Origin of the sequence: Cellulosimicrobium sp. PMB13, assembly GCF_051294865.1 — a bacterium.
In the GTDB taxonomy this organism is placed as follows: domain Bacteria; phylum Actinomycetota; class Actinomycetes; order Actinomycetales; family Cellulomonadaceae; genus Cellulosimicrobium.
In genome coordinates this window covers 3,522,690-3,548,048 of record NZ_CP145910.1, presented here as the reverse complement: position 1 = coordinate 3,548,048, position 25,359 = coordinate 3,522,690, and the positions used below count along the sequence as shown (strand labels likewise).

The following is a 25,359-nucleotide window of genomic DNA, read 5'->3' as shown; positions in this document are numbered from 1 at the left end:
CGGTCGTCCGTCTCGGAGCCACACCGGGCACGCGGCCGCGGCCGCTGGTGGCGACCGCGCCTCTTCACGAGACCAGGGTGGTCTCCCCATTGTGTTCTCATCCGGGCCTGAAGTCACACCAACGAGTGGTCAAGGAGCAGTGATTTCCGTGACACGCGCGCGAGGCGGGACGCACGCGGACGACGCGTCGACGGGCCGTGTCCACGGGGTGCGCCTTGCCAAGCAGGGCACCGTACGGTGGGCTACCTTTGCCAGACACGGCACAGACACGGCATACGGTGGTCCGCCACCGGCCGTCCGGACCCGCAGGTGCGGGCCCGTCGGGCCGGTGCGGACTATGACGGACGAGGAAAGGAACGGCACGACTGTGACGGACACCGCAGGATCCGGCGGTATCGACCGCCTGGGGTTCGCGCCCGGGAACGTGGTCCAGGAGTTCGGGTGGTCGGAGGACGTCGACGACGACCTGCGCGCCGACCTCGAGGAGCTTGTCGGCGGAGAGCTGGTCGACGAGGACTACGACGACGTCACCGACGGCGTGATCGTGTGGTGGCGCGAGGGCGACGGGGACCTCACGGACATGCTCGTGGACGTCCAGACCGTCCTCGACGACGGGGGCCTGATCTGGATCCTCACGCTCAAGCCGGGCCGGCCCGGGCACGTGGGCCACAACGACATCCAGGAGGCCGCCACCACCGCGGGCCTGCACGCGACGAGCACGTTCTCGATCGCCCAGGACTGGTCCGCGACGCGCCTCGGGACGCGGGGTCGTGGTCGCTGAGCCGACGACGCCGTCGGGCACCGTGAGCGTCGCACCACCCGGGCCGGGCGACCCGGCCCCGGACTTCACGCTGCCCGACACGCACGGCACGCCGGTCCACCTCGCCGACCTGCGCGGCGGTCCGGTGCTGCTCGTGTTCTACCCGTTCGCGTTCTCCGGGATCTGCACGGGCGAGCTGTGCGAGCTGCGCGACCACCTCGACGAGTTCGAGACGTCCGGCGTGACGCTGCTCGGGATCTCGTGCGACTCCGTCTTCGCGCAGAAGGCGTGGGCGGAGCAGGAGGGGTTCGAGTTCGACCTCCTCGCCGACTTCTGGCCGCACGGCGCCGTCGCCCGGGCCTACGGCGTGCTCGACGAGGAGAACGGGCTCGCGCTGCGCGGGTCGTTCCTCGTCGACGCCGACGGGATCGTCCGCTGGTCCGTCGTGAACCCGCGCGGGCAGCGCCGCGACCTCGACGGGTACCGGCGGGCGCTCGAACAGCTCTGAGGACGGCGGCGCGGCCAGGCGGGGGATGACCGACGGCGGTCCTCGCGCCCGCTGGTCGCGCGGCACGAGGGCAGGGTGGCGACCGGTAGGCTGTGCATCGCTGTTCCAGGGCCTGTAGCTCAGCTGGTCAGAGCGCCACGCTTACACCGTGGATGTCGGGGGTTCGAGTCCCTCCGGGCCCACCCAGACTCCTCGGCTGTAGACGTTACAGCCGCGGCAGCACCGTGTCCCAGACCGCTCGCAGGATGTCGTTCGCGACGGCCTCGTTGTGGGCCGTCACGGTGACGACGGCGCGCTGCTCGGGCAGCGCGATCGAGAACTGGCCGTACTTGCCGTCGGCGCGCCACGCGCCGTCGGGCGTGCAGAGCCACACCTGGTAGCCGTACCCGCCGGTCGACTCGGGGTCCGTGGAGAAGGTCGACGTGTCCACCACGTCGGTGTGCATGGCCTCGACGTAGTCCGCGGGGACCAGCTCGGAGCCCTCCCAGGTGCCGTCCTGCAGCAGCAGCCGGCCGACGCGGGCGAGCTCGGACGTCGTGAGGTGCAGGCCCTTGGCCGCCTCGCTGTACCCCAGCGGGCAGCGCAGCCACTGCGGATTGACCACGCCCAGCGGGTCGAACAGGCGCGGCACGAGGTAGTCGCGCAGGTCCTGCCCGCTCGCGGCCGCGACGGCACGCCCGAGCAGGTAGGTCGACCCGTTGGAGTACTCGAAGCGCTCGCCGGGCGGCGCGACGAGGTCGGCGCCGAGGAACGCCGCCGCGACGTCGCGCGGTGCGTCGGCGGGACGCTCGAACCACGTGACCGGGCTCCCGGACGACATGTGCAGGAGGTGCCGCAGGGTGACGCCGTCGACGCCCGCCCCGAGCGGCCCCTCGTGCGGGACGTGGTCGACGAGGAGGTCGTCCAGGTCGAGCAGCCCCTCCGCACGGGCGATCCCGACGGCGAGAGCCGTCACCGTCTTCGAGCACGAGTAGACGTTCACGCGGTCGTCCGCGCGGAACCGGTGCTCGACGGGTGCGTGCCCCTCCCGGTGGACGTGGATGCCGTAGCTGCCGAGGGCCCGCTCGGCGTCGAGACGGGCGTAGTCGGCGAGGAGGTGGTCGTCGTCGGTCACGGGGACCATCATCGCCGACGTGTGGGCGGTCACTGGCAGGCTTCCACCATGCAGCCCGAGGACCCGGCAGACGACGCCCTCTGGACGGTCGAGCGGCACCTGCGCGCGGCACCACCCGCGGCGGCCACGCTCTACCGCGACGTCGAGGCCGCCGTGCGGGGCCTCGGTCCGGTGACGCTCTCGGTGTCGCGGTCGTCGATCACGTTCAAGGGCACCCGACGCGGGTTCGCCGGTGCCAGACCGACGGCGGCGGGGGTCGTGGGCTACCTCGACCTCCTGCGCGAGCTGTCCCGCGAGCGGCGGATCCGCTCGGTGAGCCCGTACCAGAGCAACCTGTTCGTCCACCAGTTCGTGCTGCGGGAGCCCGGTGATGTCGATGCGGAGTTCGTCGGGTGGCTGCGCGAGGCCTACGAGGTCGGGTGCGGGGCCCACCTGAAGGGCTCCTGATCGCGACGGGTCCCGGAGACGCCGCGCGTGGGTGGCGACCGGCAGACTCTCGTCGTGCACCTCGTCCTGTCCCGTTCGCCGGCCGACCGCGTGGCGCTCACCACCGTGCCCGACGGCGACGGGCCGGTGACCGCGCGCGAGGTCGAGCGCGGCCGGCTCGCCGAGGAGCTCCGGCGCACCGGCCCCGCCGCCCGGTGGACGTGGGACGACACGAACCGTTGGTACCCCGCGCTGCTCGCCGCCGGCGCTCGCGTCGAGCGGTCGCACGACCTGCGCCTCGCCCGCACGGTCCTGCGCCGGTCCGCGCTGACCGCCCGGACCCCGTACGCCGCACGGGAGCCCGGGCCGTGGGACGCCCTGACCGCCGCGCCGGCGGGCCCCGACCCGACGCTCCCGCTCCGCCCCGAGTCGCTCTTCGACCTCGGCGCCGACGCGCCCGGGGCGCTCGCGGCGCCGTCGGGCCTGGACCCGCTGCCCGAGCTGACCGACCAGATCGCGGCGGTCGCGGCGGCGCAGGGCCCGGACGCCGCGGGCCGCCTGCGGCTGCTCCTCGCGGGCGAGTCCGCAGGGGCGCTCGTCGCCGCGGAGATGCACCACGCCGGGCTGCCGTGGCGTGCCGACGTCCACGACGAGATCCTGTCGGGCGTCCTCGGTCCGCGACCGCGTCCCGGGGAGCGCCCGGCGCGCATGGAGGCGCTGGCCCGCACGATCCGCGACGCGCTGGACGCGCCGCCGACGCTCAACCCCGACTCGCACCCTGACCTGCTCAAGGCCCTCCAGTACGCGGGCGTCGGCGCGCGCTCGCTGCGCAAGTGGGAGCTCGAGCAGATCGAGCACCCGGTGATCGAACCGCTGCTGGAGTACAAGAAGCTCCAGCGGCTGCTCACGGCGAACGGCTGGGCCTGGCTCGACACCTGGGTGCGCGACGGCCGGTTCCGCACCGAGTACGTGGTCGGCGGCGTCGTCACGGGGCGGTGGTCGTCGAGCGGCGGGGGTGCCCTCCAGCTCCCGAAGCAGGTGCGCCGGGCAGTGGTCGCGGACCCGGGCTGGCGGCTGGTCGTCGCCGACGCCGCCCAGCTCGAGCCGCGGGTGCTCGCGGGGCTCGCGCACGACGAGCGCATGGCGGACGCCGGCCGGGGCGTCGACCTCTACGCGGGGATCGTCGCGTCCGGGGCGGTGGCGAGCCGCGAGCACGCGAAGGTCGGCATGCTCGGGGCCATGTACGGCGGGACGACCGGCGACAGCGCCCTGGTCCTGCCGCGGCTCGCGAAGGCGTTCCCGGACGCGATCGACCTCGTCGAGCGCGCCGCTCGCGCCGGGGAGCGGGGCGAGGTCGTCACGACGCGGCTCGGGCGCAGCTCCCCGGAGCCCGGCGCCGCCTGGCAGGAGGTCCAGTCCGGGGCGTACGCGGCCGACGACGCGACCGACGGCGCGGGGGGACGAGCCGGCGGCGGTGCGGACGCGCAGTCACGTGCCCGGTCGCAGACGCGAGCCTGGGGCCGCTTCACGCGCAACTTCGTCGTGCAGGGCACAGCTGCGGAGTGGGCGCTGTGCTGGCTCGCGTCGATCCGACGCCGGCTGTGGGCCCTGCCCGTGAGTGACGCCGCGGGGCAGGTCCAGGCACCGTTCGAGGGCCGGGCGCACCTCGTGTTCTTCCTCCACGACGAGGTCGTCGTGCACGCGCCCGCCGAGCTGGTCGAGGCGGTGGAGCACGAGGTCCGGGAGGCCGCCGTCGAGGCGGGGCGGCTGCTGTTCGGCGACTTCCCGGTCGACTTCCCGCTGACGGTCGCCGCCGTCGACCACTACGCGGAGGCCAAGTGAGCGCCGGTCCACCACGCGCAGGCGGCGCGGCGTCCGCGTCCACCCGGCGCAGGCGACCGACCGCGTCCGGCGGTGCGGGGCGGGATAGCCTGCCGCCATGACCTTCGACGCCGCCGCGGAGCCCGCCGACGAGCCCGCCGCCGGGCTCGCGCCCCCGACGCTCGGCCAGGTCGTGCGCACGCTCGACGAGCTCTACCCGCCGGGTACGGCCGAGGACTGGGACGCCGTCGGTCTCGTCGCCGGTGACCCGGCCGCGCCCGTCCGCAAGGTGCTGCTCGCCGTCGACCCGGTCGAGGACGTCGCGGACGAGGCGCTCGCCTGGGGCGCCGACCTGCTCGTCACGCACCACCCGTTGTTCCTGCGACCCGTGCACTCGGTGGCCGCGACGACGTTCAAGGGCTCGCTCGTGCACCGCCTCATCCGCGGCGGGTGCGGGCTGTACGTCGCGCACACGAACGCCGACGCGGCCGAGCGCGGCGTCGCGGACGCGCTCGCCGACGCGCTCGACCTGCTCCACCGCGTCCCTCTCGTCCCGCACGACGCCGGTCGCGGCGCGCCGCACGCGGCCGTCACCACCGGCACTGGACGCGTGGGCCGCCTGGCCGCGCCGCTCACGCTGCGCGCGTTCGCCGAGCGCGTCGCCGGGGTCCTGCCCGCCACGGTGCAGGGCGTGCGCGTCGCGGGTGACCTCGACGCGACGGTCGAGTCCGTCGCCGTCGTCGGCGGCTCCGGGGACTCCTTGTTCGACGCGGTCCGCGCGAGCGGTGCCGACGTCTACCTCACGTCCGACCTGCGCCACCACCCGGTCTCGGAGCTGCGCGAGCGGGCGCAGCTCGAGGGTGGGCCGTCGGCGACGCCGTTCCTCGTCGACGTCCCGCACTTCGCGTCCGAGTGGCCGTGGCTCCGCTACGCTGCCGAGGACCTCGCGCGGGCGCTCGCCGCGCGCGGCGCGCACGTGGAGACGCGGGTCAGCACGACCGTCACCGACCCCTGGACGGCCCGCGTCCCGTCCGCGTCGGCGCCCGGGGCGTCGGCGACGGGCTGACCCTGCGACGCCGTCGCCCCGCTGTCCGCGGCAGCCCGCCGCGACCCGCCGCGACCTCGACCCGCCCGACCCGACCGCGTCCCACGACCTGACCGGTCCCATGAAAGGAAGCACCACGTGGCCACCGCCCCGCCCGCAGACCAGCTCCGGCTCCTCGACGTCCAGGAGCTCGACACGCGACTGCAGCAGCTCGCCCACCAGCGCAAGAACCTGCCGGAGATCGCTCGCATCGCCGAGCTCGACGCGCAGGTGCAGGACCTCGCGACGTCGCTCGTCGAGTCCCGCACGGCGGCGTCCGACCTGCGCCGCGAGCTGAAGAAGGCCGAGGCCGACGTCGAGCAGGTGCGCACGCGCGCCGCGCGCGACCAGGCACGCCTCGACTCCGGGCAGGTCGGCGCGAAGGACGCGCAGGCGCTCGTCGGCGAGCTCGAGTCGCTCGCGCGCCGCCAGGGCGTGCTCGAGGAGGTCGAGCTCGACGTCATGGAGCGCCTCGAGGCGCACGAGGAGGCCCTCGGTCGCCTGGAGTCCGCGAACGCCGAGCTCGAGGCGGCTCGCGCCGAGGTCGTCGCGGCGCGCGACGCCCGCTTCGCGGAGCTCGACGAGGAGGCGGCGCAGGTCGCCGAGCGCCGTCGCGCGGCGGCCGACGGGATCGACTCCGCGCTGCTCGCGCTGTACGAGCGCGTGCGCGACCAGAACGGCGGCCGCGGGGTCGTCGCGATGCGCGGCCGTCGGCTGGAGGGCCTCAACGTCGACCTGAGCCCCGCCGAGCTCGCGGCCGTGACGTCCGCGGCCCCGGATCAGGTCGTCCGGCTCGAGGACTACGGCCACATCGTCGTGCGTCCGGAGGCCGTGGGCGCGTGAGCGCGGACGCACGCCCCGACGCCTCCCGGACCGGCCCGCAGGGCTCGTCGGGACGGCGCCACCTCGTCGTCGAGGCCGACGGCGGCTCCCGCGGCAACCCCGGGCCGGCCGGCTTCGGTGCCCTCGTGCGCGACGGCGCGAGCGGCCGCGTCCTGGCGGAGCGTGCCGCGTTCCTCGGCACGACGACCAACAACGTCGCCGAGTACTCCGGCCTCGTCGCCGGGCTGCGGGCGGCCGCCGCGATCGACCCCGACGCCCGGGTGACCGTCCGGATGGACTCGCGCCTCGTCGTCGAGCAGATGTCGGGGCGGTGGCAGATCAAGCACGCCGACATGCGCCGCCTGGCGGCGGAGGCCGCGACCGTCCTGCCGGCGGACCACGTGACCTACGAGTGGATCCCGCGCGCGCAGAACGCGGACGCGGACCGGCTCGCGAACGAGGCGATGGACACCGGCGGCACGATCGCTCGGGACCACGGCACGGACGACCCGCCGGACGACGGCGGCGTGGCTGCCGGGCACGACGAGGCGCCGCTCGAGCAGGCGCCCGGGGAGGGACGCGGCGAGGCCGGCACGACGACCGATCCGCTCACCCGGCCGTCCGGAGCCACGATCCGCTTCGACGACGCACCGGCGCTGACGGTCGTCCTCGTCCGCCACGGGCAGACGCCGTACACGCTCGCCGGGGCGTTCAGCGGCTCGTCGGTCCCCGGTCCGTCGCTGACGCCGCACGGGCGCACGCAGGCGGCGCGCGCCGCGGACCTCGTGTTCCGGATCGGCAGGTCGGCCTGGACCGACGTGCCCCGACCGTCCGCCCTCGTCGCGTCCCCTATGGTCCGTACCCAGGAGACGGCGCGCGCGGTGAGCCGGCGCCTGGGGCTGCCCGTGACGACCGACGCACGCTTCGCCGAGGTCGACTTCGGCGACTGGGAGGGCCTCACGGCCGAGCAGATCGACGAGCGGTGGCCGGGGCTGCGCCGCGACTGGTACACGTCGGGGACCGTCGCCGCGCCGGGTGGCGAGTCGGTCGCGGACGTCGGGGTCCGGGTGCGTGCGGGGCTCCGGGAGCTCGCGCGCACGCAGCTTGAGACCGCGCCGCCGGCGGGACGCACGGTCGTCGTCGTGGGCCATGCCGTGCAGGTGCGCGCCGCGATCGGCGTCGCCGTCCAGGCTCCGCCGGACCAGTGGTCCCGGTTCCGCGTGCCGCCCGCCTCGGTGAGCATCCTGCGGCTGTGGGCCGACGGGACGAGCGAGCTCGTGGCCCAGGGCGTCCCGAGCGACCTCTGAGTCAGGCCACGACGAGCTCGAGCGTGAACCGCCCGCGGCCGTCGTCGTGGAGGGTCGCGTCCAGCAGGTCGGTGCCGACGAGCTCGTCCGCGGCCTTCGCCAGGTCGTCCGCGGACGCCACGACACCGGCCCGGCGCACGAGGTGGGCCGTGAGCACGCCCCGCGTGTGCTTGGCGTTGTGGGACACCACCGAGCGCCTGCCGTCCGCCTCGCGCAGCACGCGCACGGCGACCCACTGCGCGGCGTCCGTGCCGGTCGTGCGGGGCCGCCACGCGGCGGCATACGTGGCGGACCGGCAGTCCACGACGACGTCGCCCGCCGCCCGCGCGTCGAGGGCCGCGCCGAGGTGCGGGCGCCAGGCCGTCGCGAGGCGCCCGAGCCCCGGGAGCGCCACGCCCATCGAGAGGCGGTACGCGGGCACGCGGTCGGCGGGGGACAGGGCGCCCCACAGCCCGGAGACGACCCGCACGTCCTCGGTGGCGCGTCGCGCGGCCTCTCCCTCGGCCGCGAGCGCGCCGCCGAGGTCCGCCGCGCCGTACAGGACGCCCGTGTAGACGTGCGCGGCAGGGGCCGCCGGCGCCGTGCGCAGCCCGGTGTTGCGGCGCACCTCGTCCGCCAGGCCGGGGCTCACGCCGAGCAGCTCGACGGCGTCCGCGCGGGCGCTCGCCGTGACGAGCGCGTCGAGGACCTGCTCGCGCCGGGCGGTGAGGGCCGGGGCGGTGAGCGTCGCGAGGTCGACCGGAGAGGCGCCGTCGGGCGCGGGGGTCTTGCCCTCGGACGGGGGCAGGAGCACGAGCACCCGGTCACTCTACGGTTGCGCCCGTGCCCTGCCCGGGCGGGTGGTGAGGCCGGCAGCGTGGGGTGCGTCACGTCGTCGGGCCGGAGCGCTACGCTGCCGCGGTGGCCCAGGTGAAGATCTACGGACGGCGCAGCGTGTGGGGCGAGCGGCGGGCGGAGGTGTCCGACGCGCTGCACGGCGCGCTCGTCCGCGCGTGGCAGCTTCCGGAGGACAAGCGGTTCCACCGCTTCCTGCTCCTGGACGACGACGACCTCGTCGCCCCGCGCTCGGACGCCTACCTCGTCGTCGAGGTCGTGTGCTTCACAGGGCGCACGCGCGAGGCGAAGCGCGCCCTGGTCACGGCCCTGTACGACGATGTCGCGCCCGCCCTCGGGATCGGCGCGGACGACGTCGAGCTCGTGATCCTCGAGGCGCCGCGCGAGAGCTGGGGGATCCGCGGCGTGAGCGGCGACGAGCTCGCGCTGACGTACCGCGTCGACGTCTGACCTGGTCGAGCTGGTGCTCGTCCGAGCAGCGCGCGCCGGGCAGTATCCTTGCGGGTGCGGACGAGTCGGTCGGGCGGTCGCGTCGGGGCAGGCCGCAAGGCCTCCCCGCCGAGGAACGTCCGGGCTCCGAAGGGCAAGGTGGTGGGTAACGCCCACCCGGGGTGACCCGCGGGACAGTGCCACAGAGAACAGACCGCCGTGCTGGTCGAGGCTTCGGCCCCGATCGGCGCGGTAAGGGTGAAACGGTGGTGTAAGAGACCACCAGCGGGCCGGGTGACCGGTCCGGCTCGGTAAACCCCACCTGGAGCAAGGTCAGACAGACTGTGTTTGAGGGCGGCCCGCCCGATTCTCTGGTGAGAAGCACAGTCGGGTAGACCGCTGGAGGCGTACGGCAACGTGCGTCGTAGATGGATGACCGTCGCCCGCGCGGGGGCAACCGCGCGCGGGAACAGAACCCGGCGTACAGACCGGCTCGTCCGCACCTTCGCACCCTCGCACGACGGGCGCGGAGGGACCCGACCCACCGTGCCGCACGACGCCGAGGAGTCCCCGATGAGCCAGCAGCCCCAGCAGCCCCCCGTCGCCTACGTCATCGCCGGGTCGGAGGCGACCGGCGGCGCCGGCATCCAGGCCGACCTCAAGACGTTCCAGCAGCTCGGCGCGTACGGCGTCGGGACGCTCACGTGCATCGTGTCGTTCGACCCGAAGAACGACTGGGGCCACCGCTTCGTCCCGGTGGACGCCCAGGTCATCGCCGACCAGTTCGAGGCCGCCGTGGCGACGCACTCGCCGTCGGTCGTGAAGATCGGCATGCTCGGCACGCCCGCCACCATCGACGTCGTCTCGGCGTCGCTGCGCTCGCGGTCGTGGGAGCACGTCGTGCTCGACCCGGTGCTCATCTGCAAGGGTCAGGAGCCGGGCGCAGCGCTCGACACCGACACGGCGCTGCGCGAGCAGGTGCTGCCGCTCGCGACGGTCGTGACGCCCAACCTCTTCGAGACGCGCACGCTCGCGGGCGTGGAGTCGATCGAGACCGTCGAGGAGCTCGTGGAGGCCGCGCAGCGCATCCGCGCCCTCGGCCCGGACGTCGTCGTCGCGAAGGGCGGCGTGGAGCTGCCCGGCCCGGACGCCGTGGACGTCCTCGTGGACGGCGACGGCGTCGTCGTGCTCTCCCGCCCCAAGGTGGGCGAGGAGCGCGTCTCCGGTGCCGGCTGCACGTTCGCCGCGGCGATCACGGCCGAGCTCGCGAAAGGCTCGGACGTCCGGTCGGCCGTCGAGGTCGCGAAGGAGGTCGTCACGCAGGGCATCGCGGCGCGCGTCCCGGCGGCGACGCCGTTCGACACCGTCTGGCAGGGCGCGTACCGCCCGTGATCGGGGATCACCCACCGGACGCGTGCGCGTCGGGTGTCGGTCAAGGAATACCCTCGTCCCCGTGAACGACCTCTCCCCACCGGAACTGACCCCCGGCAGCGGCGACCCCGCCCGGCTCGGCACCACCGTCCCCGGAGGCGCGGACGAGAAGGACCGCGGCCTCGCGCGCCACGACGTCCCCGCCCCGCTGCGCGACGACGTCCGCCTCCTCGGCGGGCTGCTCGGCACCGTGCTGCGCGAGACGGGCGGGCAGGAGCTGCTCGACGACGTCGAGCGCCTGCGCGAGCTCGCGATCGCCGCCTACGACGACACGACGGGCGCGGCGCTCGCCGACGCCGAGGCGCTCGTCGAGGGCCTGACGATCGAGCGCGCGGAGCAGGTCGCTCGGGCCTTCACGTGCTACTTCCACCTCGCGAACCTCGCCGAGGAGTACCACCGCGTGCGCGTCCTGCGGGAGCGCGAGGCCGAGTTCGCCACCCGTGCCGTCACGCACGACGACTCGCTGCCCGAGGCGTTCGAGCAGCTCGTCGCCGAGGTGGGCCGCGAGGAGGCGCTGCGGCGGCTGCGTCGCCTCGAGTTCCGCCCCGTCCTGACGGCGCACCCCACCGAGGCGCGCCGCCGGGCCGTCTCGGGGGCCGTGCGGCGCATCGCGACCCTGCTCGACGAGCGCGACGCCCAGCCCCTCGGCGGCACGTCCCTCGCCGAGAACGAGCGCCGCCTGCTGGCCGAGATCGACACCATGTGGCGCACCGCGCCGATCCGCGAGAACAAGCCGTCGGTCCTCGACGAGGTGAAGACGGCGCTCGGCGTGTTCGACGCGACGATGTTCGACACCTTCCCCACGGTGTACCGCCGCCTCGACGACTGGCTGCTCGGCGACGAGGCGGGCCGCGAGGAGCCGCTCGTGCGCCCCTTCGTGAGCCTCGGCACCTGGATCGGCGGGGACCGCGACGGGAACCCCAACGTCACGGCGGAGGTCACCCGGCAGGCCGCGGCGATCGCCTCCGAGCACGCGCTCGTCGCGCTCGAGGAGCAGACGCGTCGCGTCGGCCGCAAGCTGACGCTCGACGAGGTCGGCACGCCGCCGTCCGACGGGCTGCGCGCGCTGTGGCAGCGTCAGCGACAGCTCTCGGAGGCCGTCACGGCGGCGGCCTCCGCGGCGTCCCCGCGCGAGCCGCACCGCGCGGTGCTCCTCGTCGTCGCCGAGCGTGTCGCGGCCACGCGCGCCCGCAACGCCGACCTCGCCTACGCCGACCCGGAGCAGCTCGAGTCGGACCTGCGCGTGGTCCAGGAGTCGCTCGTCGCGGCGGGCGCCCCCCGGGCGGCCTACGGCGACCTGCAGCAGCTCGTGTGGCAGGTCGAGACGTTCGGCTTCCACCTCGCCGAGCTCGAGGTGCGCCAGCACTCGCAGGTGCACGCCGCGGCGCTCGCGGAGATCGCCGAGAAGGGCGTGCACGGCGACCTGTCGGACCGCACGCGCGAGGTCCTCGACACGTTCCGCGCCCTGGGCTCCGTCCAGCAGCGCTACGGCCTGCGCGCCGCGCGCCGCTACATCGTCTCGTTCACCCAGGCGCCGGAGCACCTCGCGGCGGTGTACGAGCTGGCGGAGCACGCGTTCGCGGGCGCGGACGACAAGCCGGTCGTCGACGCGATCCCGCTGTTCGAGACGTTCGCGGACCTCGAGGCGAGCGTCGACATCCTCGAGTCGATGCTCACGCTGCCGCAGGTCCAGAAGCGGCTCGCGGAGAACGGCCGCCGTGTCGAGGTCATGCTCGGCTACTCGGACTCCTCGAAGGACGTCGGGCCCGTCTCGGCAACCCTCGCGCTGCACGACGCGCAGCGCCGCATCGCGCTGTGGGCGGAGCGGCACGACATCACGCTGACCCTCTTCCACGGCCGCGGCGGCGCGCTCGGGCGCGGGGGCGGCCCGGCGAACCGGGCCGTGCTCGCCCAGCCGCCCGGTTCCGTGGACGGCCGTTTCAAGCTCACCGAGCAGGGCGAGGTCATCCTCGCGCGGTACGGCGACCCGACGATCGCGTCGCGCCACATCGAGCAGGTCGCCGCCGCGACGCTGCTCGCGTCCGCGCCGTCGACCGAGCAGCGCAACGCTGAGGCGACGGACCGCTACCGCGAGCTGGCCGCGGCGCTCGACGCCTCGTCCCGGCGCCGCTTCCACGAGCTCGTGCGCGCGGACGGCTTCCCGCAGTGGTTCGCGCAGGTGACGCCGCTCGAGGAGGTCGGTCTGCTGCCGATCGGCTCCCGGCCCGCGCGGCGTGGGCTCTCGGTGTCCTCGCTCGACGACCTCCGGGCGATCCCGTGGGTGTTCTCGTGGTCCCAGGCGCGCATCAACCTCGCGGGCTGGTACGGCCTCGGGACGGCGCTCTCCGAGTTCGGGGACCTCGACCTGCTCCGCGAGGCGCACCGCGAGTGGCCCCTGTTCGCGACGCTGCTCGACAACGTCGAGATGTCGCTCGCGAAGACCGACGAGCGCATCGCCGAGCGCTACCTCGCGCTCGGCGACCGTGACGACCTCGCGCAGGCCGTCCTCGACGAGCTCCGGCTGACGCGCGAGCGCGTGCTCGCGGTGACGGGCAACGCGTGGCCGCTCTCGAGCCGTCGCGTCCTCGGCCGTGCGGTCCAGCTCCGCAGCCCGTACGTCGACGCGCTGTCGCTGCTGCAGGTGCGCGCACTCCGGGGCCTGCGTGCGGGCGCCGACGGGACGACGAAGGACGAGCTGCAGCACCTTCTGCTCCTCACGGTGAACGGCGTGGCCGCCGGCCTGCAGAACACCGGCTGACCGGGCCGCCGACCGACCGGCCGTCCTCGGGGCAGCGCTCCGGGGACGGCCGTCGTCGTCTGGACAGCCGTCCAACTGTTGAATGAATCCTCAACTACCGGCCGTGAAGACGGCCATCTCGGGCGCTCAGGTAAAGTTCTTGCCAGAGGGCTCCCATTCGGTGGCATTTTTGGGCTACCCTGGCAACGATCGACCGCACTCCCCGCCGCGGTCCGACGACGTGCCGGGCGGGCCGGGCGGTCGATGGCGCCAAGCAGGTGGCGCCGACCCGTCGGGGCGGGCGGGGCAGGCAGCAGGAAGGCGGGGCGATGACGGTGCAGCAGGCAGAGACAAAGGACGCGGCGGTCGAGACGGGCGGGATCCGCCTGCTCGAGGAGCCGGGCGCCAGCGTGGTCGCCATGTGGGGGGAGATCGACGTCGCGCTGCGGAGCGAGGCGAGCGCCGCGCTCGCGAACGCGCTCGAGCGGGACGTCCCCGTGGTCATCGACACGTCGCGGGTGACGTTCATGGACTCGACCGGGATCGCGTTCCTCGTGCAGTTCTACACGATCGGGTCCGAGGAAGGTCTCTCGGTGACCCTGCGCAACCCACCCAGCGTCGTGACCGACGTCCTCGAGATGCTCGGCGTCATCGAGATCTTCGGCACCGAGCGGCACGAGGTCACGACGGCCTGAGCCCGCCGGCCGGCGGGCGCGCACGGAGCGGGCGCGGCGACCGGCCGGACGTCAGACGGCGTCCGCGGTACGCCGCGCGTCCTCGGCGGCGAGCGACGCGGCCCCCACGATCCCGGCGGCGTTGCGCAGCTGGGCCGGGACGATCGGGGCGCGCAGGTGCAGGCGCGGCAGGAAGTGCTCGTGCTTCTTGCTCACCCCACCGCCCACGACGATGAGGTCGGGGGAGAACAGGTCCTCGACCACGCCGAAGTAGCGCTGAAGACGTTCGGCCCACTGCTCCCAGTCCAGGTCCTCGCGGTCGCGGGCCGCGTCCGACGCCTTCGTCTCGGCGTCGTGCCCGTCGATCTCGAGGTGGCCGAGCTCGGTGTTGGGCAGGAGGTGTCCTTCGACGACGATCGCGCTGCCGATCCCGGTCCCCAGCGTCGCGACGAGCACCACGCCGTCGGCGTCGCGCGCCGCGCCGTACCGCACCTCGCCGATCCCGGCGGCGTCGGCGTCGTTGACGGCGACCACGTGACGACCCGTCTCCCGGTGCAGGAGCGCGGGGAGGTCCACGCCCGTCCACGACGCGTCGAGGTTCGCGATGAACCGGACGACCCCGTGCTGGAGGGGCGCCGGGAACGCCACGCCGATCGGGACCTCGGCCGGGAGGTCGTACTCGTCGACGAGCCGGGCGATCACCTCGGCGACGGCCTGCGGCGTCGAGGGCTGCGGTGTCGGGATGCGGTGACGCTCCTGGGCGAACTCGCCCGTGGCGAGGTCGACGGGGGCGCCCTTGATGCCGCTGCCGCCGACGTCGATGCCGAAGGCGAGCCCGTTCGGACCGGAGGTGTGGGGGGTCTTGTGCGCGTTCATGGGAGTGTGAGGATCTCCGCTCCGTCGTCGGTCACCAGCAGCGTGTGCTCGAACTGAGCCGTGCGTGAGGTGTCTGCGGTGACTACCGTCCACCCGTCCTCCCACATCCGCCACTCGGACGTGCCGAGCGTGAGCATGGGCTCGATCGTGAACACCATCCCGGGTTCGATCACCGTGCCGTGCAGGGGAGCGGCGTCGTAGTGGGGGATCACGAGGCCGGAGTGGAACGCCCTCCCCACGCCGTGGCCCGTGTACTCGCGCACGACGCCGTAGCCGAACCGGGCGGCGTAGCGCTCGATCACGCGCCCGATCACGTTCACCTCGCGTCCGGGTACGACGGCCTTGATCCCGCGCGCGAGCGCCTCGCTCGTGCGCTCGACGAGCAGTGCGGACTCCTCGTCGAGCGTCCCGACCGCGAAGGTCGCGTTCGTGTCGCCGTGGACACCGCCCAGGAACGCCGTGACGTCGACGTTGACGATGTCGCCGTCCACGAGCTCGGTCGAGTCCGGGATGCCGTGGCACACGACCTCGTTGACCGATGTGCACAGCGACTTCGGGAAGCCGCGGTAACCGAGCGTCGACGGGTAGGCACCGTGGTCGAGGAGGAGCTCGTGCCCGACGCGGTCGAGCTCGTCCGTCGTGACGCCGGGCGCGACGTGGCGCCCGACCTCGGCGAGCGCCTGCGCCGCGACGCGCGACGCGACCCGGATGCGCTCGATCGTCTCCGGGTCGTTGACCTCGCTCCCGGTGAAGGGCTGCGGCCCGGGACGACCGACGTACTCGGGACGCGCGATCGACGCAGGGACGGCGCGACGCGGCCCGACCGTCCCGGGGGTGAGGGGAGCGCGCCGCGCGGGCGCCGGGACCGCGGGGGCGGGTCGGACGCTGCCCGCGCCGGAGGGAGGAGTGGTCGGCGGCATGTGCGCAGTCTACGAACGTGCGGGCGCGTGCGCGGCGCCGGGCACGTGGGGGAGGATCGGAGGATGAGCACCGGACCTGTCGCCGACGACGGCGAGACCCCCACGACCGAGGACCAGTACTACTACGACACGAGGACCGGCGAGGTGCACCGCGGGCCGAGCGGGTCGTGGACGCACCGCATGGGCCCGTACCCGACGCGTGAGGCCGCCCAGAAGGCCCTCGAGACCGCGCGGCAGCGCTCGGAGGCCTGGGACGAGGAAGAGCGCCGCGAGCGCGGCGAGTGACGCACGCGCCTCCGCCGGGTCCGTGGCGCACCACGTGGGGTCGCCTCGGGCTGCTCCTCGCGGGACTGGCCGTCGGGGCGCTGACGTTCCTCGTCGCGCTGCAGGTCCGCCCCGGTCCCGGGGGCGGCCCGACGACGCTCGCGCCGTCGGGCCCCGCGGCCGCCGCGTCGCCGTCCCCGGACGCCACGACGGCGACCCCGGAGCCGACGGTCACGGCCGAGAGCGCGCCGCCGCCGCCGCTCGCGGGGCTCACGGTCGCCGTCGACCCGGGCCACAACGGGGGGAACGGTGCGAACCCCTTGACGGTCAACGCGCCCGTCGATGACGGGCGCGGCGGCAGCAAGGCCTGCAACACCGTCGGTGCGTCGACCGACGCGGGCTACCCCGAGCACGCGTTCACGTGGGACGTGAGCGGTCGCCTCGCCGCGCGGCTCACCGAGCTCGGTGCGGTCGTGGTCCTCACCCGGTCCGACGACGCGGGGGTCGGGCCGTGCGTCGACGCCCGGGGTCGCTTCCCTCAGGAGAACGACGCCGACGTGCTCGTGTCGGTGCACGCCAACGGCACGGAGGACCGGAGCGCGAACGGGTTCTTCGCGATCGTGTCGGACCCACCGGTGCACGACGCGCAGGGCGAGCCGAGCGTCGCGCTCGCGCGCGAGCTCGTGTCGGCGCTGGGAGAGGCCGGGTTCGCGCCGTCGTCGTCGGTCGCGGGGGACGACGGCCCGATCCAGCGGCGCGACGACCTCGCGACCCTCAACCACGCCGAGCGCCCCGCCGTCGTGCTGGAGCTCGGCGAGATGCGCAACGCGGGCGAGGCCGCCGTCATGGCGTCGGAGGACGGCCGCCAGCGCTACGCCGACGCCCTCGCGGCGGGTCTCGTCGCGTGGGCGGCGGACCGTGCGCCGGACGACCGGTAGACGCCGCGGCGTACCGCTGCGGGCGGTGCGCGGGTGGGCGGTGGGCGGTGCGGCCGGCGTCAGTGGGCGTCAGTGGGCGAAGCTGTGGGCGTCGTCGGGGAACGTCCCGCCGCGCACGTCGGCGGCGTAGTCGGCGGCGGCCTGGCCGAGCGCCGCACCGATCTCGGCGTAGCGCTTGGCGAACCGTGGTGACCAGTCGGTCATCCCCGCCATGTCGGTCCACACGAGCACCTGGCCGTCGCACGCGGCGCCCGCGCCGATGCCGATCGTCGGGATGCGCAGGATCTCGGTGATGCGCTCCGCAACCTCGACGGGGACCATCTCGAGGACGATCGCGACCGCCCCGGCCTCGGCGACGGCGAGCGCGTCCTCGCTGAGCCGCTCGGCGGCGTCGTCCCCCCGGCCCTGCACGCGCGGCCCGCCGAGCAGGTGCTCCGACTGGGGCGTGTACCCGAGGTGGCCCACGACGGGCATCCCGGCGTCCGTGAGGGCGCGGATCTGCGCGGCGACGCGGCGCCCGCCCTCGAGCTTGACCGCGCTCACACCGGTCTCCTTGAAGAAGCGCACGCCGGTCGCGAGCGCCTGCTCAGGGCCTGCCTCGTACGACCCGAACGGCAGGTCGACGACGGTGAACGCACGCCGCGCGGCGCGCGCGACGGCCCGCGCGGGCGGGATCAGGTCGTCCACGGTGACGGGCAGGGTCGTCGCGTGCCCGTGCATCGTGTTGCCGATCGAGTCGCCGACGAGCAGCATGTCGATCCCCGCCTCGTCGAAGATCCGCGCGGTCACGGCGTCGTACGCGGTGAGCATCGTGATCTTCTCGCCGCGCGCCTTCGCCTCGGCGAGGTGGTGCACGCGGACGCGACGCGGCCCCGTCCCGCCGGTCGCGGCGGGCTCGGGGGTGGTGTGAGCGGACATGGACGACCTTCCTGAGACGGGTTCTGACAGGCGACCGGCGGGGTGCCGCGACGGTCAGTCGAGCGGCTCGCGCCAGCGGTTGGTGATGGGCAGACGGCGGTCGCGCCCGAACGCGAGGGCCGTCACCTTCGGCCCCGGCGGGTACTGGCGGCGCTTCCACTCGGCGCGGTCGACGAGCGTGACGACCTTGTCGACGACGTCCGGGTCGAAGCCGCGCGCGAGCAGCTCCGTGCGGCCCTCGGCGTGCTCGATGTACGCGTCGAGCACCTCGTCGAGCAGGTCGTACGGCGGGAGCGAGTCCTGGTCGGTCTGACCGGGGCGCAGCTCGGCCGACGGCGGCTTGGTGATCGACGACTCGGGGATGGGCGGGATCTCGCCGCGGTCCAGGGCGTGGTCGTTGCGCCAGCGCGCGAGCTGCCACACGCGGGACTTGTCGACGTCCTTGAGGGGCGCGAACCCGCCGATGCTGCCTGCGTCGTAGATCGTCGCGTACCCCGTGGCGAGCTCGGACTTGTTGCCGGGCGCGATGACGAGGTGCCCCTCGCGGTTCGAGATCGCCATGAGGACCACGCCGCGCACGCGCGCCTGGAGGTTCTCCTCGGCGACGCCCTCGAGCTCCAGCTCGCCCTGGAAGGCCTCGACCATGGGCGCGATGGGCTGGACGCGGTAGTCGGCGCCGAGCCTCTTGGCGAGGTCGGCGGCGTCGTCCTTGCTGTGCTCGGACGAGTACCGGGACGGCATGGAGACGCCGACGACGTTCTCGCCGCCGATCGCGTCCGCCGCGATCGTCGCCGTGAGCGCGGAGTCGATGCCGCCCGAGACGCCGAGGACCACGGACCGGAAGCCGTTCTTGCGCACGTAGCCCGCGAGGCCCGTCACGCACGCCCGGTAGACCTCCTCGTCGGGGTGCAGCTCCGGCGCGCTCGGACCGCGGGGTGCGTCGCCGTCGTCGGGCAGGTCCCACACGAGGAGGTCCTCGACGAACTGCGGCGAGCGGGAGACGACGGCGCCCGTCGCGTCGGTGACGAACGACCCGCCGTCGAACACGAGGTCGTCCTGCCCGCCGACGAGGTTGACGTAGGCGACCGGCGCGGTCACCTCGCGCGCGCGGCGCGCGGCGAGGTCGGTGCGCACGTGACCCTTGCCCTCCTCGAACGGGGAGCCGTTGAGCACGAGGAGGAGGTCGAGGCCGTTCCCCGCCTCGTCGAGAGCCGCCATCTCGGTGACCGGGCCACCGTCCTGCCAGATGTCCTCGCAGATCGCGACGCCCACGCGGCGGCCCTCGACCTCGACGACCGTCGTCGTGCGGCCCGGGGCGAAGATGCGGAACTCGTCGAACACCCCGTAGTTGGGCAGGTGGTGCTTGTCGTACGCCGCCTGCACGACGCCGTCGCGCAGGACGACGGCGCGGTTCGTCGGCAGGTCGGCGGGGGAGCCGGACGCCTCACGCTCGGCGGCGCCTGCGCCGCGCGGGTCGCCGGCCGTCCCGACGGTGCCGAGCACCACGGTGACGTCGCCCAGGCCCTCGGCCGCGAGCCGGGCCGCGATGTCCGCGGCGGCCGCCCAGGCCGCGCGGCGGAAGGACGCACGCAGCGCGAGGTCCTCGATCGGGTAGCCGGTGAGGGTCATCTCGGGGAACGCGACGAGGGCGGCGCCGGCGGCCGCGGCCTCGCGGGTGCGCTCGAGGACCAGGGCGGCGTTGCCGTCGAGGTCCCCCACGCACGTGTCGACCTGTGCCAGCGCGACGCGCAGATCAGCCATGCGGCCAGCGTAGACGAGCGCGACGCGCGCCTCGTCCGCACGTGCCGGACGGCGTGGGGAGTCCGTAACCTGTCCGCGACAGGTCCGCCACACGGTCGTGTCACCCGTTCGTCACACGGATCAGGCAGGATGTACCGCATGGACAGGCAGCAGGAGTTCGTGCTCCGCACGGTCGAGGAGCGCGACATCCGCTTCATCCGGCTCTGGTTCACCGACGTGCTCGGGATGCTCAAGTCGGTGGCGGTCGCCCCGGCGGAGCTCGAGTCCGCGTTCGCCGAGGGCATCGGGTTCGACGGGAGCTCGATCGAGGGCCTCACGCGCGTGTACGAGGCCGACATGATCGCCAAGCCGGACCCGACGACGTTCCAGGTCCTGCCGTGGCGCGGCGAGCGGCACGGCACCGCGCGCATGTTCTGCGACATCCTCACGCCCGACGGCGAGCCGTCCCTCGCGGACAGCCGCAACGTCCTCAAGCGCGCGCTCGCGCGGGCGAGCGACAAGGGCTTCACGTTCTACACGCACCCCGAGGTCGAGTTCTACCTCTTCAACCAGCCGGCCGACGCCGAGTCGCCGCTCGTGCCGGTCGACCAGGGCGGCTACTTCGACCACCTCGCGCGGGGGTCGACGCACGACTTCCGCCGCGCCGCGATCACGATGCTCGAGTCCATGGGCATCTCCGTGGAGTTCTCGCACCACGAGGCCGGGCCGGGCCAGAACGAGATCGACCTGCGCTACGCCGACGCGCTGACCACGGCGGACAACCTCATGACGTTCCGCACGGTCGTCAAGGAGGTCGCGCTGGAGCAGGGCGTGTTCGCGTCGTTCATGCCGAAGCCGATGGCCGACCAGCCCGGCTCGGGCATGCACACGCACCTGTCGCTCTTCGAGGGCGACCGCAACGCGTTCCACGAGCCCGGTGCCCAGTTCGAGCTGTCCAAGACGGCGCGCCAGTTCATCGCGGGCCTGCTCGTGCACGCCGCGGAGATCACCGCGATCACCAACCAGTACGTCAACTCGTACAAGCGCCTGTGGGGCGGCGCCGAGGCGCCGAGCTACGTGTGCTGGGGCCACAACAACCGGTCCGCGCTCGTGCGCGTGCCCATGTACAAGCCGGGCAAGGGCAACTCGAGCCGTGTCGAGTACCGCGCGCTCGACTCGGCCGCGAACCCGTACCTCGCGTTCGCCGTCATGCTCGCCGCGGGCCTCAAGGGCATCGAGGAGGGCTATGACCTGCCCGAGGCCACCGAGGACGACGTCTGGGAGCTCACGGACGCCGAGCGCCGCGCGCTCGGCATCAAGCCGCTGCCGCAGTCGCTCGACGCCGCGATCCAGATCATGGAGAGCTCCGAGCTGGTCGCCGAGACCCTGGGCGAGCACGTGTTCGACTTCGTGCTGCGCAACAAGCGCCAGGAGTGGGACGCGTACCGCGCACAGGTCACGCCGTTCGAGCTGAAGCGGTTCCTCCAGGTCCTGTGAGCAGCTCCACGACGGCGTCGGGCCGGGCGGGCGGGTCGCGCCGGCCGACGATCACCGGTCGCCTGGTGCGCCTCGGGTTCGCCGACGTCACGCGCTCGGCGAGCCTGCTCGCCGACCCGGACCTGGCCCGCCTCCTCGACGGCGGTGCGGCCCCGGACGACGACCCCGGCACGACCGCGCCGGTGGACCTGAGCGACGACCTGCTGGCCGCGTTCGGTGCCGCGGCCGATCCCGACCTCGCGCTCCTCCAGGTCGTCCGCGTCGCGGGCGCACTGCGCCCGGAGGTCGAGCAGGGCGGGCCCCTGGCCGGTCTCGCGCGGCGCTGCCTCCGGCCCGGCGAGGCGCGGGACCGCCTGCTCGCCGTGCTCGGCGCCTCGGTCGCGCTCGGGGACGACGTCGTGCGACGGCCCGCGCTGCTCGAGGTCGTCGCCGACCCGGCGCCCGGGACGGGGGTCGACGCGCGGGACGTGCGGGCGGAGCTCCTGCGCGCCGTCGGCGCGGACCCCGACGCCGCCGCGCCGGTCGCCGACGAGCCGGGGCCCGCCCGCGTGGACGCGCTGCGCCGGGCGTACCGCGAACGGCTCCTGCGCATCGCCGCCACCGACCTCACGGCGACCGAGCCCCTCACCCGCCTGCCCGCCGTCGGCGCGGCGCTCGCGGACCTCGCTGCGGCGGCGCTCGAGGGCGCGCTCGCGGTCGCCCGCGCCGAGCTCGACGACCACGGCGCCGGGGTGCGTCTCGCGGTGATCGGCATGGGCAAGTGCGGCGCGCGCGAGCTCAACTACGTCTCCGACGTCGACGTGGTCTACGTCGTCGAGCCCGCCGACGGGTACGACGAGGCGTACGCGACGAGCGTCGGGGCGCGCCTCGCGACGGGCCTCGCACGCGTGTGCTGGGGTACCTCCGGCGAGCCCCCGCTGTGGCAGGTCGACGCCGCGCTGCGTCCCGAGGGCAAGCAGGGACCCCTCGTGCGCACCCTCGCGAGCCATGTCGCGTACTACGAGCGCTGGGCGAAGACGTGGGAGTTCCAGGCGCTGCTCAAGGCCCGCACGGTCGCGGGGGACCGCGAGCTGGGCCGCGCGTACGAGGAGGCGATCTCCCCGTTCGTGTGGTCGGCGGCCGGACGGGAGAACTTCGTCGAGGACTCGCAGGCGATGCGGCGCCGTGTCGAGGACCACGTGCCCGCGGCCGAGGCGGACCGCCAGCTCAAGCTCGGCAAGGGCGGCCTGCGCGACGTCGAGTTCACGGTCCAGCTCCTGCAGCTCGTGCACGGGCGCGGCGACGACTCGATCCGCAGCCGGTCGACGCTCACCGCGCTGACCGAGCTCGCCGCGGCCGGATACGTCGGCCGCGACCACGCGGCCCGGCTGGGCGTGTGCTACCGGTTCCTGCGCGCCCTCGAGCACCGCATCCAGCTGTTCCGGCTCAAGCGGACGCACCTCGTGCCGACGTCCGACGACGAGCTGCGCCGCCTCGCGCGCTCGCTCGGCCTGCGCGCCGAGGGTGCCGACGGGCTCACCGAGCGCTGGCGTTCGACGCGTCGTGAGGTGCGCACGCTGCACGAGGAGCTCTTCTACCGCCCGCTGCTCCCGGCGACCGCCCAGCTGTCGCCCGACGAGGTGAGCCTCGCCCCGGAGGCGGCCAAGGCACGCTTCGCGGCGATCGGCTACCGCGACCCGGCGGGCGCGATGCGCCACGTCCTCGCGCTCACCGAGGGCGTGAGCCGGCGCGCGGCGATCCAGCGCCAGCTCCTGCCCGTCATGCTCGGGTGGTTCGCCGAGGGCGCCGACCCGGACGCCGGTCTGCTCGCGTTCCGGACCCTGTCGGAGACGCTGGGGGCGACCCACTGGTACCTCAAGCTCCTGCGCGACTCCGGCTCGGCGGCCCGACGGCTCGCCCACCTGCTCTCGAGCTCGCGCTACCTGGCCGACGCCCTCGCGCGCTCGCCCGAGTCGGTGCGCTGGCTCGCCGCCGACGCCGACCTCACGCCGCGGGGCGCCGAGCGGCTCGCGGCGGAGACGGACGCGATCCTCACGCGCGCGGACCAGGTCGAGCCGGCGACGGTGAGCCTGCGGGCCGTGCGGCGACGCGAGCTCGCGCGCACCGGGGCGGCGGAGCTGCTCGGGGTCGTCGACCCCGTCCACGCGGCACGGAGCATCTCGGACGCGGCCGACGTCGTGCTCGTCGGAGCCCTGCGGGTCGCGGAGTTCGTGGCGCGCGACGAGCTCGGGTACGACCCCCAGGACCCCGGCTCCGCGCCGGCACGCGTGCTCGTCGTCGCGATGGGCCGCCTCGGTGGCCGGGAGATGGGCTACGGCTCCGACGCCGACGTCCTGTTCGTGCACGACCCGGCGCCGGGCGCCGCCGAGCGCGACGCCCAGGCGTACGCGCTCGCCGTGGCGACACGGCTGCGCCAGCTCCTGTCCGCCGTCGGGCCGGAACCGGCGCTTCCCGTCGACGCGGACCTGCGCCCCGAGGGCCGCAACGGCCCGCTCGTGCGCTCGCTCGCGTCATACGCCGAGTACTACGAGCGGTGGTCGAGCGTGTGGGAGGCGCAGGCGCTCCTGCGGGCGCGCCCCGTCGCGGGCGACGTCGCCGGGCTCGGCGAGGAGTTCGTGGGCGTCGTGGACCGTCGGCGCTACCCGGTGGGCGGACTGGAACCGGCCGAGGTGCGCGAGGTCCGCAGGATCAAGGCGCGCGTCGAGTCGGAGCGGCTGCCGCGCGGCGTGGAGGCCTCGCGCCACCTCAAGCTCGGGCGCGGGGGAGTGTCCGACGTCGAGTGGACCGTCCAGCTCTTGCAGCTCCAGCACGCGCACGACGTCCCGGGCCTGCGGACGACGTCCACGGTCGACGCGCTCGACGCGGCCGTCGCGGCCGGGCTGGTCGACGCCGACGACGCGGCCGTGCTCGGCGAGGCGTGGCACCTCGCGTCACGCCTGCGCAGCGCGCTCGTGCTGTGGTCCGGACGGACGACGGGGACGACCGTCGACGTGCTGCCGCACGACCGCTTCGCCCTCACCGGGCTCGCGCGCGTGCTCGACCTCCCGGACGTCGAGACCGGCGCGGAGCTCGAGGAGCACTACCTGCGCACCGCGCGGCGAGCACGCACGGTCATGGAGCGCGTCTTCTACGGCGAGGACTGACCGTGGCCCGGCGCGACGAGCCGCCCGTCCCGGGCCTGCTCGAACGGCGCGAGCCCCGGGTGCTCGGCGATTCTTGCGACCGCCGCGCGGCGCCCGAGCGCGGCCGCCGGCCGGCCGGGTCGTTCTACGGCTCGCGCCTGCGCTGGGCAGGGTGGATCGCCTGGGCGCTCGCGGCGTTCGCGGTCGTGCTGACCGTCGCGTGGCAGCGCCCCGAGCCCCTCGCCGCCGCGGTGCTGTGGGGCCTGTGCGGCGTCGGCTGCCGACGGTCAGCGCGCCTTGTGGAGGGTCCGCTCGGACCGGCCCGCGCGTTCGCGCTCCTCGGCCTCGTGGTCGCGCTCCTCGTGCTGCTGATCGTGGGCGCGGGCCTCGTCGCCCGGGGCGAGCGCGTGTGAGGCACCCGCCCCGGGGCGGGCACGTCAGAGGGTGCGGGGCGCGCGGTCGAGGTTCGCGCGCAGCTCGTCGGCGTCCTGGCGTGCGACGTACGCCGGACGGTCACGCTCGACGCGCCACGACTCCACGAGCGGGCTCGTGTCGACGGCATCGAACCCCAGCTCGTCGTAGAACCGCACGACCCAGGCGGCGGCCTCGGGGAAGTCGCTCGCGGTCGCCAGCGCGCGGCGTCCCGGCGTGCCCGCGGGGGTCCCGTCGGTCGTGATATCCGTCGACCGGATGTGGTTGAACGCCTTGGCCACCTTCGACCCGGCCAGGTGCTCCTGGAGCAGGCCCGACGACGTGGCCTCACCCCGGTCGAGGGCCTCGACGTGCCCGTCGCGCTCCCAGTAGTAGTTGTTCGTGTCGAGGACGATCTTGCCGTCGAGCGGCTCGGCGGGGACGTCGCGGTACGCCCCGAAGGGCACCGCTACGACGGCGACGTCCGCAGCGCGCGCCGCCTCCTCGGCGGTCGCCGCCCGTGCCCGCGGACCCAGCTCGGCGACGAGGCCGTCGAGCGTCCGGGGGGCCCGCGAGTTCGCGATGACCACGTCGTAGCCGTGGGCGATCGCCGCCCGGGCGACCTGTGAGCCGATGTTGCCTGCGCCGATGATGCCGAGAGTCGTCATGGTCATCGACAACGCACCGGCGCGCCCGCTATTCCGGCGACCTCCCGGACGGGGCGCC

23 protein-coding genes, 1 tRNA gene and 1 other RNA gene are annotated in these 25,359 nt (G+C 74.6%); 18 read left to right on the top strand and 7 right to left on the bottom strand.

Features of this window, described 5'->3' with window-relative positions:
- Nucleotides 1-337 precede the first annotated feature (337 nt).
- From V5D56_RS15960 to V5D56_RS15950, 3 genes are all read left to right on the top strand, one after another.
- Entirely contained in the window at nucleotides 338-781 is a 444-nt protein-coding gene (locus tag V5D56_RS15960) for a DUF3052 domain-containing protein (protein ID WP_435736269.1), read from the top strand.
- On the top strand, nucleotides 771-1,268 hold the full coding sequence (locus V5D56_RS15955; protein WP_435736268.1) for a peroxiredoxin: 498 nt from the start codon (nucleotides 771-773) through the stop codon (nucleotides 1,266-1,268). The genes V5D56_RS15960 and V5D56_RS15955 overlap by 11 nt, the downstream gene beginning before the upstream one ends.
- A gap of 108 nt (nucleotides 1,269-1,376) precedes the next feature.
- Nucleotides 1,377-1,450 (top strand) — tRNA-Val (locus V5D56_RS15950).
- A 23-nt stretch (nucleotides 1,451-1,473) separates the two neighbouring features.
- Here V5D56_RS15950 and V5D56_RS15945 read toward each other — a convergent pair.
- A complete protein-coding gene (locus tag V5D56_RS15945; RefSeq protein ID WP_435736267.1) occupies nucleotides 1,474-2,382 on the bottom strand; it encodes a serine hydrolase domain-containing protein in 909 nt (302 codons plus the stop codon).
- 48 nt (nucleotides 2,383-2,430) lie between these two features.
- Here V5D56_RS15945 and V5D56_RS15940 point away from each other — a divergent pair, with 48 nt between their 5' ends.
- From V5D56_RS15940 to V5D56_RS15920, 5 genes are all read left to right on the top strand, one after another.
- The gene (locus tag V5D56_RS15940; protein ID WP_435736266.1) at nucleotides 2,431-2,829 is read left to right on the top strand and encodes a DUF5655 domain-containing protein; all 399 of its coding nucleotides are present in this window, start codon (nucleotides 2,431-2,433) and stop codon (nucleotides 2,827-2,829) included.
- Between the two features lie 54 nt (nucleotides 2,830-2,883).
- Nucleotides 2,884-4,650: a bifunctional 3'-5' exonuclease/DNA polymerase gene (locus V5D56_RS15935; RefSeq protein WP_435736265.1), complete on the top strand. Its 1,767-nt coding sequence runs from the start codon at nucleotides 2,884-2,886 to the stop codon at nucleotides 4,648-4,650.
- A 97-nt stretch (nucleotides 4,651-4,747) separates the two neighbouring features.
- Nucleotides 4,748-5,695, top strand: coding sequence for a Nif3-like dinuclear metal center hexameric protein (locus V5D56_RS15930; RefSeq protein WP_435736264.1), 948 nt, complete (start codon nucleotides 4,748-4,750; stop codon nucleotides 5,693-5,695).
- A 117-nt stretch (nucleotides 5,696-5,812) separates the two neighbouring features.
- A complete protein-coding gene (locus V5D56_RS15925; protein ID WP_435736263.1) occupies nucleotides 5,813-6,556 on the top strand; it encodes a zinc ribbon domain-containing protein in 744 nt (247 codons plus the stop codon).
- Nucleotides 6,553-7,842, top strand: a complete 1,290-nt coding sequence (locus V5D56_RS15920; RefSeq protein ID WP_435736262.1) for a bifunctional RNase H/acid phosphatase — start codon at nucleotides 6,553-6,555, stop codon at nucleotides 7,840-7,842. Before V5D56_RS15925 ends, V5D56_RS15920 begins: the two co-directional genes overlap by 4 nt.
- A 1-nt stretch (nucleotide 7,843) precedes the next feature.
- Here V5D56_RS15920 and V5D56_RS15915 read toward each other — a convergent pair whose 3' ends face one another.
- A complete protein-coding gene (locus tag V5D56_RS15915; protein WP_435736261.1) occupies nucleotides 7,844-8,641 on the bottom strand; it encodes a YaaA family protein in 798 nt (265 codons plus the stop codon).
- A gap of 101 nt (nucleotides 8,642-8,742) precedes the next feature.
- Between V5D56_RS15915 and V5D56_RS15910 the strand changes: the two genes are divergently transcribed.
- From V5D56_RS15910 to V5D56_RS15890, 5 genes are all read left to right on the top strand, one after another.
- A complete protein-coding gene (locus V5D56_RS15910) occupies nucleotides 8,743-9,126 on the top strand; it encodes a tautomerase family protein (RefSeq protein WP_435736260.1) in 384 nt (127 codons plus the stop codon).
- A gap of 61 nt (nucleotides 9,127-9,187) precedes the next feature.
- Nucleotides 9,188-9,605, top strand: an RNA gene (rnpB, locus tag V5D56_RS15905) — RNase P RNA component class A.
- Nucleotides 9,606-9,678: 73 nt separating this feature from the next.
- Nucleotides 9,679-10,497: a hydroxymethylpyrimidine/phosphomethylpyrimidine kinase gene (locus V5D56_RS15900; protein WP_435736259.1), complete on the top strand. Its 819-nt coding sequence runs from the start codon at nucleotides 9,679-9,681 to the stop codon at nucleotides 10,495-10,497.
- A gap of 187 nt (nucleotides 10,498-10,684) precedes the next feature.
- Nucleotides 10,685-13,294, top strand: a complete 2,610-nt coding sequence (locus V5D56_RS15895) for a phosphoenolpyruvate carboxylase (RefSeq protein WP_435739057.1) — start codon at nucleotides 10,685-10,687, stop codon at nucleotides 13,292-13,294.
- Between the two features lie 308 nt (nucleotides 13,295-13,602).
- Complete coding sequence (locus V5D56_RS15890) at nucleotides 13,603-13,968, top strand: STAS domain-containing protein (RefSeq protein ID WP_435736258.1); 366 nt, start codon at nucleotides 13,603-13,605, stop codon at nucleotides 13,966-13,968.
- Nucleotides 13,969-14,019: 51 nt separating this feature from the next.
- Here V5D56_RS15890 and ppgK read toward each other — a convergent pair whose 3' ends face one another.
- Nucleotides 14,020-14,823, bottom strand: a complete 804-nt coding sequence (ppgK, locus tag V5D56_RS15885) for a polyphosphate--glucose phosphotransferase (protein WP_435736257.1) — start codon at nucleotides 14,821-14,823, stop codon at nucleotides 14,020-14,022.
- Nucleotides 14,820-15,743 (bottom strand): type I methionyl aminopeptidase, encoded by a 924-nt coding sequence (gene map / locus V5D56_RS15880; RefSeq protein ID WP_435736256.1) that lies wholly within the window; start codon nucleotides 15,741-15,743, stop codon nucleotides 14,820-14,822. The genes ppgK and map overlap by 4 nt, the downstream gene beginning before the upstream one ends.
- A gap of 63 nt (nucleotides 15,744-15,806) precedes the next feature.
- Between map and V5D56_RS15875 the strand changes: the two genes are divergently transcribed.
- A complete protein-coding gene (locus V5D56_RS15875) occupies nucleotides 15,807-16,028 on the top strand; it encodes an SPOR domain-containing protein (RefSeq protein ID WP_435736255.1) in 222 nt (73 codons plus the stop codon).
- Entirely contained in the window at nucleotides 16,025-16,945 is a 921-nt protein-coding gene (locus V5D56_RS15870) for an N-acetylmuramoyl-L-alanine amidase (RefSeq protein WP_435736254.1), read from the top strand. Before V5D56_RS15875 ends, V5D56_RS15870 begins: the two co-directional genes overlap by 4 nt.
- 69 nt (nucleotides 16,946-17,014) lie before the next feature.
- On the opposite strand, the gene panB is transcribed toward V5D56_RS15870, so the two are convergent.
- Complete coding sequence (panB, locus tag V5D56_RS15865) at nucleotides 17,015-17,863, bottom strand: 3-methyl-2-oxobutanoate hydroxymethyltransferase (protein WP_435736253.1); 849 nt, start codon at nucleotides 17,861-17,863, stop codon at nucleotides 17,015-17,017.
- Between the two features lie 54 nt (nucleotides 17,864-17,917).
- Nucleotides 17,918-19,624 (bottom strand): NAD+ synthase, encoded by a 1,707-nt coding sequence (locus V5D56_RS15860; protein ID WP_435736252.1) that lies wholly within the window; start codon nucleotides 19,622-19,624, stop codon nucleotides 17,918-17,920.
- 138 nt (nucleotides 19,625-19,762) lie between these two features.
- Between V5D56_RS15860 and V5D56_RS15855 the strand changes: the two genes are divergently transcribed.
- From V5D56_RS15855 to V5D56_RS15845, 3 genes are read left to right on the top strand one after another with little or no spacing between them, the layout of a single operon-like run.
- The gene (locus V5D56_RS15855; RefSeq protein WP_435736251.1) at nucleotides 19,763-21,100 is read left to right on the top strand and encodes a glutamine synthetase family protein; all 1,338 of its coding nucleotides are present in this window, start codon (nucleotides 19,763-19,765) and stop codon (nucleotides 21,098-21,100) included.
- On the top strand, nucleotides 21,097-24,243 hold the full coding sequence (locus V5D56_RS15850; protein ID WP_435736250.1) for a bifunctional [glutamine synthetase] adenylyltransferase/[glutamine synthetase]-adenylyl-L-tyrosine phosphorylase: 3,147 nt from the start codon (nucleotides 21,097-21,099) through the stop codon (nucleotides 24,241-24,243). Before V5D56_RS15855 ends, V5D56_RS15850 begins: the two co-directional genes overlap by 4 nt.
- A 2-nt stretch (nucleotides 24,244-24,245) precedes the next feature.
- Nucleotides 24,246-24,635, top strand: a complete 390-nt coding sequence (locus V5D56_RS15845) for a hypothetical protein (protein ID WP_435736249.1) — start codon at nucleotides 24,246-24,248, stop codon at nucleotides 24,633-24,635.
- Between the two features lie 24 nt (nucleotides 24,636-24,659).
- On the opposite strand, the gene V5D56_RS15840 is transcribed toward V5D56_RS15845, so the two are convergent.
- Nucleotides 24,660-25,301 (bottom strand): NADPH-dependent F420 reductase, encoded by a 642-nt coding sequence (locus tag V5D56_RS15840; RefSeq protein ID WP_435739056.1) that lies wholly within the window; start codon nucleotides 25,299-25,301, stop codon nucleotides 24,660-24,662.
- Between the last annotated feature and the right edge of the window lie 58 nt (nucleotides 25,302-25,359).